This is a genomic window from Shewanella sp. 38A_GOM-205m (assembly GCF_000518445.1).
GTDB lineage: Bacteria > Pseudomonadota > Gammaproteobacteria > Enterobacterales > Shewanellaceae > Shewanella > Shewanella algae.
The window spans coordinates 79,065-85,778 of record NZ_KI912441.1 but is presented as its reverse complement, the minus strand read 5'-3'; the positions used below and the strand labels follow the sequence as shown (position 1 = coordinate 85,778).

Below are 6,714 nucleotides of genomic sequence, written 5' to 3'. Positions count from 1 at the left end.
TATGTCTGGTGACAATAGCATTGTGGTCCCACCTGATCCCATCCCGAACTCAGAAGTGAAACGCAATCGCGCCGATGGTAGTGTGGGGTCTCCCCATGTGAGAGTAGGTCATCGCCAGATGCCTAACAAAGAAAAAAGCCCTAGCATTCAGCTAGGGCTTTTTTCTTTGTCTCGCTTCCAGCGAGCACGACTTAACATGCAGCCCAAAGCTGCTGGCGCAGTGTGTGTCCCTCAGCTCGCAGCCAAGCTGCTTCGCGCTACAGCCATCTATCAAGCTGTGCTTGATGAGCAGATGTCTTTCGCCCCCATGTGAGATGGTGCTGTGGAGATATTGAGAGTAGCTCGACCCGCTTGTCTGGGCAGATTTATCCAGTCTCTGGAGCACAGAGATTAACCCGACCGGTATCATCAATAAAGGTACTCGAGGCTTAAGTAGCGAAGGGTTTATCTCGCTTCCAGCGAGCATGACTTTCATGGCGGTCATATACTTCAGCTCGCCGTGGTGCAGTTTCATGTCACAAGCATTCATCAAAACCTGTTGTCATATGCTATCAATCCAAAGGCTTTAAGATGTTACTGGTGGCTTTATGATACAGCTAACTGTCATGGACAGGCTTTTCCTTTATAATTAACAATTTGATGCTTTCATATATTCTTGGTTAAGAATGAGGAGTCGAGCTTGCTGACCAAAATTCTGCTGACGGCCTTGGTATTGGTACTGGCGTGGACCATGCTCAAGCGAAGGGCAAGCCCTGAAGTGAGGCAGAAGGAGATTGCCGAGCCTTTGCCCCTGTTCAAACGCTTTCTGGTCCCTGGAGCCGTGGGCGTTACCTTGATACTGGCCTGCGGCTTTTTTGCCTGGCAGTGGTTTGATGGTTATCAGGTGGTTTCCGTGACCTTGGTTTCACCCAAGGAGGAGCGGCGGGAAGTCTATCAGGTGCGCAAGAAAGATATCTCAACTAATGAATTGGTTACCGTGGATGGACTTAGGATCCGCCTTTCCAGTGAGGAGCGTTTGATGATAGCCGAGAAAAGTGTTCCCTGACGCCATTGAGCACTTTCCATTAATGGCTTATCAGGTAAACTAGGCACATTTTTTTGCCGGGCATTTCTTTCTATGGCACGGCTATCTTCAGGAGGACCCATGATTACTGCATACACCTATCAGGATCAGCAGCTTAAAATTATTGAGCTGACAATAGAAGACGGTCTTCCGGAGCAAACTCTGTGGTTGGATCTCTACAAGCCGGATGACGATGAACGGGATTGGTTGAGTCGTTACTCGGTGGAAGAGGTACCCGACGAGGAAGATATCAATGAGATTGAGGCCTCGGCACGTTTCTATCAAAACAAAGACGGCTTGCATATCAACTCTCTGTTTCCGCAGCGGGTTGGCCAGGATGTTCGTGGTGTCAACGTCTCATTCAACCTGCGTAGCCGGTTTTTGGTCACCATACGTGAAGAGGATGTCGGTCTTATTCGTTTGCTGCGTAACTATTTGCGCCTCGGACGCATCATGGTGGCCACGCCTCAGGCGCTGTTTATCGAGCTCTTTAATCTTAAGGTAGAGTACCTCTCTGACTTGATTGAAGATGTTTACACTGTGCTGGAAAACGTTGGTGAGCAGGTGTTTGAGAGTAATGAACTCGATGATGTGTTTAAGCTGATCACCTTGCAGGAAGACTCCAACGGCAAGATACGTTTGAGTCTACTCGATACCCAAAGGTCTCTGCGTTACATACAGAAGTATTACCGTAAAGAATTGGCCGAAGATGAGCTCAAGGAAATTCGCGAGATGTTGTCGGACATCGAATCTCTTATGCCTCACAGTCAGTTTATCTTCGACAAACTCAACTTCTTGTTGGATGCTGCCATGGGTTTCAGTGGCTTGCAGCAAAACAAGATCATTAAAATCTTCTCGGTTGCGGCCGTGGTCTTTCTGCCGCCAACCCTGATTGCCAGTAGCTACGGGATGAACTTCAGAGAGATGCCTGAGCTTGAGTGGTACTTCGGTTACCCTATGGCGCTGGTGATGATGTTGGCCAGTGCGGCAGGCACTTACCTGTTCTTCCGCCGCAAAGGCTGGCTGTAACGTTGTAAGGGCTTTAGCACCTTGGTTACAGGGGCTTGCGCCTTAGTGGTATCACCTGAGCCTTGTGATCTCTGTACTGGTCCGGGGCTTCCAACACGCTCGCCAACGCGGCGAACTTGTGGCGCATAATACGGATGCTGACCAGGCATCTGTGATAAGGGTTATTGCAGCGTGCCAGACTCTGCTGCAGGTGGTGTTTAATGGTTCTGAGCTGGTCCTGGTTGGAGTCGGAACCATTGATCAACTCATCACTCAAACGCTCCTGTAGCTTGTCCAATTCTTCCGGCTGGTTTTGAGCCAGCCACATCAAGGTGTCAAAATCCGGTAGTTCTGTCATTGCCGGCCTCCGCCTGTGAGGGGTGAGCCTGGTTTCAGGCTACCCAAATCCAGGTTGCAACAACAAGATTAGTTCAGTCTAACTATGATGGCGATAATGACTTTGGTTATATAGGCCAAAGGGCTCAGCCTTTGCTTTCGCTGCCGAAGTAATAGCTGACCCGTTCTCTGGGATTGAGATACTTGAAGATTTTCTCCGGCAGGGCCGCCGGTGGCAGGCAGCGCACAATAGAAAGGCCTTCGGCTTCCAAGTCGATAATCGGTGCCTGATCTTTGGGCACCAGAGCGTCATATACCAGAATTCGTGGCAGCAGCAGCTTATCCAGGTTGACCGACATTACCAGCCCATATTGACCGGAAGAGAGTTCGACCACGCTGCCGGGAGGATAGACCCCGAGCATCTTGATCATCTTGCCGACATATTCCTGATTCAGCTTTCCCTTGGAGTATTTATACAGATAGCCCAGAGCAGCATAAGGCGTCTTAGCCTTGGATTGCACTCCAGGGTGACAAAGAGAGTCATATTGGTTCACCACGGCCACCAACTGGGCGGTCTGGCTCAGTTCATCGGCTTTCAGGCCTCTTGGGAAACCGCTGCCATCGAGCAGCTCATGGTGATTGGTGATAACGTCCCTGGCATTTTCCGGAAAATCGGCTGCCAGCTTGATGAACTCTGCGCCCATCAAAGGGTGCTGATTCAGCAGGTTTTGTTCGGGTTTGTTCAGTGGCTCCTGCTTACGCAGTATCTGGCTTGGCAGTTTGAGCTTGCCTACGTCATGGAACAGTGAACCCAGGCCCACGGCCTCGATATCTTCTCTGGGCCATTGCAACTCTTTGGCTACCAACATGGCGAGAATGGCTACGTTGAGAGAGTGAAAATAGATGCCTTCGTCTTTATCCGAATCGGCCATCAAATGGAGGATAAGGTTGTCGGAGGATAACAGTTGCTCGGCTATGTCACGCACCAAGTCCTGGGCTTCGGTAACAGCATTCAGAGGCCGGCTGCGTAGTTTGTTGACCAGATTGCGCATTCTTGCCAGTGAACGGTCAAAATGTTCCTCTGTCTTATGCAGCTCACGGCGCATTTTCTTGAGGATCTCGATTCGCCTTTGCTTGTCGCTTTCCATCTGTTGTTGCAGAGAGTCGACTTCCTGTGGATTTTCCACCGGGGCAGGCTGCTGATCGGCCGGTAGCGGCGGGGTATCACTGCGATCCGGCACCACGAATACACTGTCTATGCCCAGCTTGCGGATAAGCTCGATTTGAGCCTGCTGTTTGATACGGAAGCTACTGAAAAGAAAAGGGTGATCTTTCCACGCCAGTGGAAGGCGGACGAAGTTGCCTACCTGCAGTTGTTGGACACTGACTCTACAGCTCTTGTTCATTCAAATCATCTTTTTTAAGCAATCGAATCATTTTAGCGCAAAGAGTACGCTTTACAATTAGTTAGCTCACATGTAAGCATGTTTGGATAAAAAATTAATCAAATTGAGATTTTTATGGACTTTATCGAAGTATATCCCAATGCCATTCCTGATGAGTTATGCGATCGTCTTATTGCCGCCTTTGATGCTCATCCGGGTGTTACTGAGGGCCGCACAGGCCATGGTGTCGACAAGGAAAAGAAAATCAGCCGCGATCTGACATTGGATCAGTATCCCGAGTTGCAGCCTCTGCGCAATGAGCTGCTGGGCCACACACTAAAGCATGCCGGGCGATACTTTGATAAGTATGCCATGGCGCTGATGGGAGCCGTTGCCGTGCAGGTGGCTGATGAGTCCGGCAATGCAGTAACCCTGACACCGGATAACTATGCTCGTCTGGGAGCCCCCCGAGCCGAGGCGCTGGTACAATACCTTTATCGTAGTGGTACCATCAATCTGCAAAGATATCAGCGCGATGTCGGTGGTTATCCTCATTGGCATTCTGAGCAGTTTCCCCAGGCCGGTCACAACGACGCCCTTCACAGAGTGGTGCTCTACATGTTCTATCTCAATGATGTGGCCGAAGGCGGGGAGACTGAATTCTTTTATCAGCAGCGCAAAATTGCGCCAAAGAAGGGCACCATGGTGATAGCCCCGGCGGGATTTACCCATAGTCATAGGGGGAATCGTCCCAAGAGTGATGACAAGTATATTGCCACCTCCTGGATCATGTTTAACCGCGCCGAGCAACTTTATGGGCCAACCCGGCGCTGAGACTCACTGCATGGGAATTTGAATGCGGAAGCGGGCACCTTCCAGATCTGAATCCTCAATGCTGAGGGTGCCGCCGTAACTGCTGACGATTTCGTTACATACCGCCAGACCAATTCCCTGTCCCGGTGACTGGGTATCGGCGCGCACGCCGCGCTGGATGATCTTCTGTTTAAGGCTCTCATCAACACCTGGGCCGTCATCTTCTACCAGTATCTGCAGTATGTTGCCTTGATAACCGGCACTGACGCGAACGGTTGAGATACACAGGCGGAACGCATTTTCCATCAGGTTGCCGAACAGCTCCATCAAGTCGCCCTGATTGCCGGGAAACTGCAGCTCTTCCTCTATTTCTGCGCTGAACTTCACCTGTTTGTCACGGTATACCTTAAACAGCATCTGTGCCAGTTGCTCCACCAGAGGGGCAATCGGAGTCTGTTCCTGCTTGAGGCCTTTGCGTCCCAGCATGGCGCGCTTGAGCTGATATTTCACCAGCTGATCCATCTGGCTCACCTGTTCCATGATTTTTTCGCTGCTGGCCTGTTTGTCCAGGCTGGCATCATCTGTGATGGCATGCACGGCGGCGAGACGGGTCTTGAGGCTGTGGGCCAGATCATTCATGGCATTTTGATAGCGCTGTTGTTGGGCGCTGGATTGCTGCAGCAGTTGGTTGAGCGCTTGGGTAACGCCTTCAAGCTCCACCGGATAACCGCCCGAGAGTGACTTGGACTTACCGTTGATGATGGATCTCAACTCATTTCGCATCTGTACCAGTGGCCGCATGCCCCAGTAAGCGGCGCTGATAAGCAGTACCAGTGCCAGTGCCAACACCAGCGCCAGGCGAATATAGGTGCGTTTGGCAAATTGGCTGTATTCCTGCTCCAGTTTGGCCGCATCCTTGAGCACCAACAGGTTGTAGTGAATACCGGCGATATCGACCGACAGCAGATAGGCAAAATAGGCGCGATTATCGGCCATGTTGAGGTAGTAGGGGGGCGCTTCGTTGCGGATTTCATTGAAACGTTCACAGGTATCGAACAGGCCTCTGTCCACCGCCAGCGACGAGGTCCATACCTGCTTGAACTTCTCATCACAGGAGGCGATGACATAGCGCTCCTGTTTGTTGTTCTCCTCAAGCCAGGAGCTGGTGTCCGGTATCAGGTCGTGCTCCCTGAGCTCGGCAGCCACCTGAGGGATTTCGGCTATCAGCTGCGCGGTCTCTTCGTTATAGCTGTTTTGCGCATGCAATATGTTGACCATCCAGGCCAAGCCAAAACCGACCACGGCAATGATCGACAGCGAAGTGAGAAACATCCGCGTCAGCAGGCGTTTCTTGGGTTTTATTCTCAATTGCATGGCAGGTTGAATTTGTACCCCTGGCCTCTGATGGTCACTATTGGATTTTCGATACCGTCACGGGTCAACTTCTTGCGCAGTCGGCTCACCATCACCTCAATAGTGTTGGGATCGCCTTCCTTGTCGCCGTAAATAACGTCCAGCAGGCGCTGTTTTGCGACCACTTCATGGTTGTGACGCATCAGGTACTCAAGAATTTGATATTCGAAGGCGGTAATTTCCATCGGCTCACCGTTCATGGTGACTTGCTTGGCGGCGAGATCCAACGACAGGTCGCCGCTGTTGATCACCGGCTTGACGAAACCGGCACTGCGGCGGACCAAGGCATCGAGACGGGCCACCAGTTCCTCTTTTTGAAAAGGTTTGACCAGGTAGTCATCGGCGCCGGCGTTGAGTCCCTCAACTTTGTCTTGCCAGTTGACCCGGGCAGTAAGGATTAGGATAGGGGCTTTGACATCTTCATCCCGCAGGCGTTGGATAAGCGCAATGCCGTCCTGATCCGGCAATCCCAAATCCACAATGGCGACATCAATGGGGTAGTTGGTCGCCTGAAAAAATCCCTCTTTGGCTGTTCCCGCCACCTGGACCTGATTTCCCAATTCTCCCAGTTGTACCTTGAGGTGATGGGAGAGCAAGGGATCGTCTTCAACAACCAAAATTCTCATATTCTTTACGCCTTTAACTGAAATCCAAACAGTGTACGCAGTTCCCTGGAACAGCTCAAGCCGAGGGGCT

The 6,714-nt window shown here is 51.3% G+C and carries 7 protein-coding genes and 1 rRNA gene; 4 read left to right on the top strand and 4 right to left on the bottom strand.

The annotated features are described in order from the left end of the window. Window positions 1-4 precede the first annotated feature (4 nt). The 3 genes from rrf (at window position 5) to corA (ending at window position 2,092) form a co-directional block, all read left to right on the top strand. Window positions 5-120 (top strand): 5S ribosomal RNA (rrf, locus tag N512_RS0121820). A 559-nt stretch (window positions 121-679) separates the two neighbouring features. Beyond that, entirely contained in the window at window positions 680-1,045 is a 366-nt protein-coding gene (locus N512_RS0121810; protein ID WP_025889694.1) for a hypothetical protein, read from the top strand. A gap of 99 nt (window positions 1,046-1,144) precedes the next feature. After that, on the top strand, window positions 1,145-2,092 hold the full coding sequence (gene corA / locus N512_RS0121805; RefSeq protein WP_025889695.1) for a magnesium/cobalt transporter CorA: 948 nt from the start codon (window positions 1,145-1,147) through the stop codon (window positions 2,090-2,092). Window positions 2,093-2,117: 25 nt separating this feature from the next. On the opposite strand, the gene N512_RS0121800 is transcribed toward corA, so the two are convergent. After that, complete coding sequence (locus N512_RS0121800; protein WP_025011469.1) at window positions 2,118-2,429, bottom strand: DUF3135 domain-containing protein; 312 nt, start codon at window positions 2,427-2,429, stop codon at window positions 2,118-2,120. Window positions 2,430-2,553: 124 nt separating this feature from the next. Next, window positions 2,554-3,813 (bottom strand): HD-GYP domain-containing protein, encoded by a 1,260-nt coding sequence (locus N512_RS0121795; RefSeq protein WP_025011468.1) that lies wholly within the window; start codon window positions 3,811-3,813, stop codon window positions 2,554-2,556. Between the two features lie 114 nt (window positions 3,814-3,927). Between N512_RS0121795 and N512_RS0121790 the strand changes: the two genes are divergently transcribed. Then, window positions 3,928-4,626 carry a 2OG-Fe(II) oxygenase gene (locus tag N512_RS0121790; RefSeq protein ID WP_025011467.1) on the top strand — a complete coding sequence of 233 codons (699 nt, stop codon included), beginning with the start codon at window positions 3,928-3,930 and terminating at the stop codon, window positions 4,624-4,626. A 3-nt stretch (window positions 4,627-4,629) separates the two neighbouring features. Here N512_RS0121790 and N512_RS0121785 read toward each other — a convergent pair whose 3' ends face one another. Then, window positions 4,630-5,979 carry an ATP-binding protein gene (locus N512_RS0121785; protein ID WP_025889696.1) on the bottom strand — a complete coding sequence of 450 codons (1,350 nt, stop codon included), beginning with the start codon at window positions 5,977-5,979 and terminating at the stop codon, window positions 4,630-4,632. Then, entirely contained in the window at window positions 5,970-6,644 is a 675-nt protein-coding gene (locus N512_RS0121780; protein WP_025011466.1) for a response regulator, read from the bottom strand. Before N512_RS0121780 ends, N512_RS0121785 begins: the two co-directional genes overlap by 10 nt. Window positions 6,645-6,714: the final 70 nt, after the last annotated feature.

What these genes read in the sequence shown, in the direction of transcription:
- N512_RS0121800 (WP_025011469.1), bottom strand. Translation starts at nt 2,429, where the DNA reads ATGACAGAACTACCGGATTTTGACACCTTGATGTGGCTGGCTCAAAAC.
- N512_RS0121790 (WP_025011467.1), top strand. Translation starts at nt 3,928, where the DNA reads ATGGACTTTATCGAAGTATATCCCAATGCCATTCCTGATGAGTTATGC.
- N512_RS0121785 (WP_025889696.1), bottom strand. Translation starts at nt 5,979, where the DNA reads ATGCAATTGAGAATAAAACCCAAGAAACGCCTGCTGACGCGGATGTTT.
- N512_RS0121780 (WP_025011466.1), bottom strand. Translation starts at nt 6,644, where the DNA reads ATGAGAATTTTGGTTGTTGAAGACGATCCCTTGCTCTCCCATCACCTC.
- corA (WP_025889695.1), top strand. Translation starts at nt 1,145, where the DNA reads ATGATTACTGCATACACCTATCAGGATCAGCAGCTTAAAATTATTGAG.
- N512_RS0121795 (WP_025011468.1), bottom strand. Translation starts at nt 3,813, where the DNA reads ATGAACAAGAGCTGTAGAGTCAGTGTCCAACAACTGCAGGTAGGCAAC.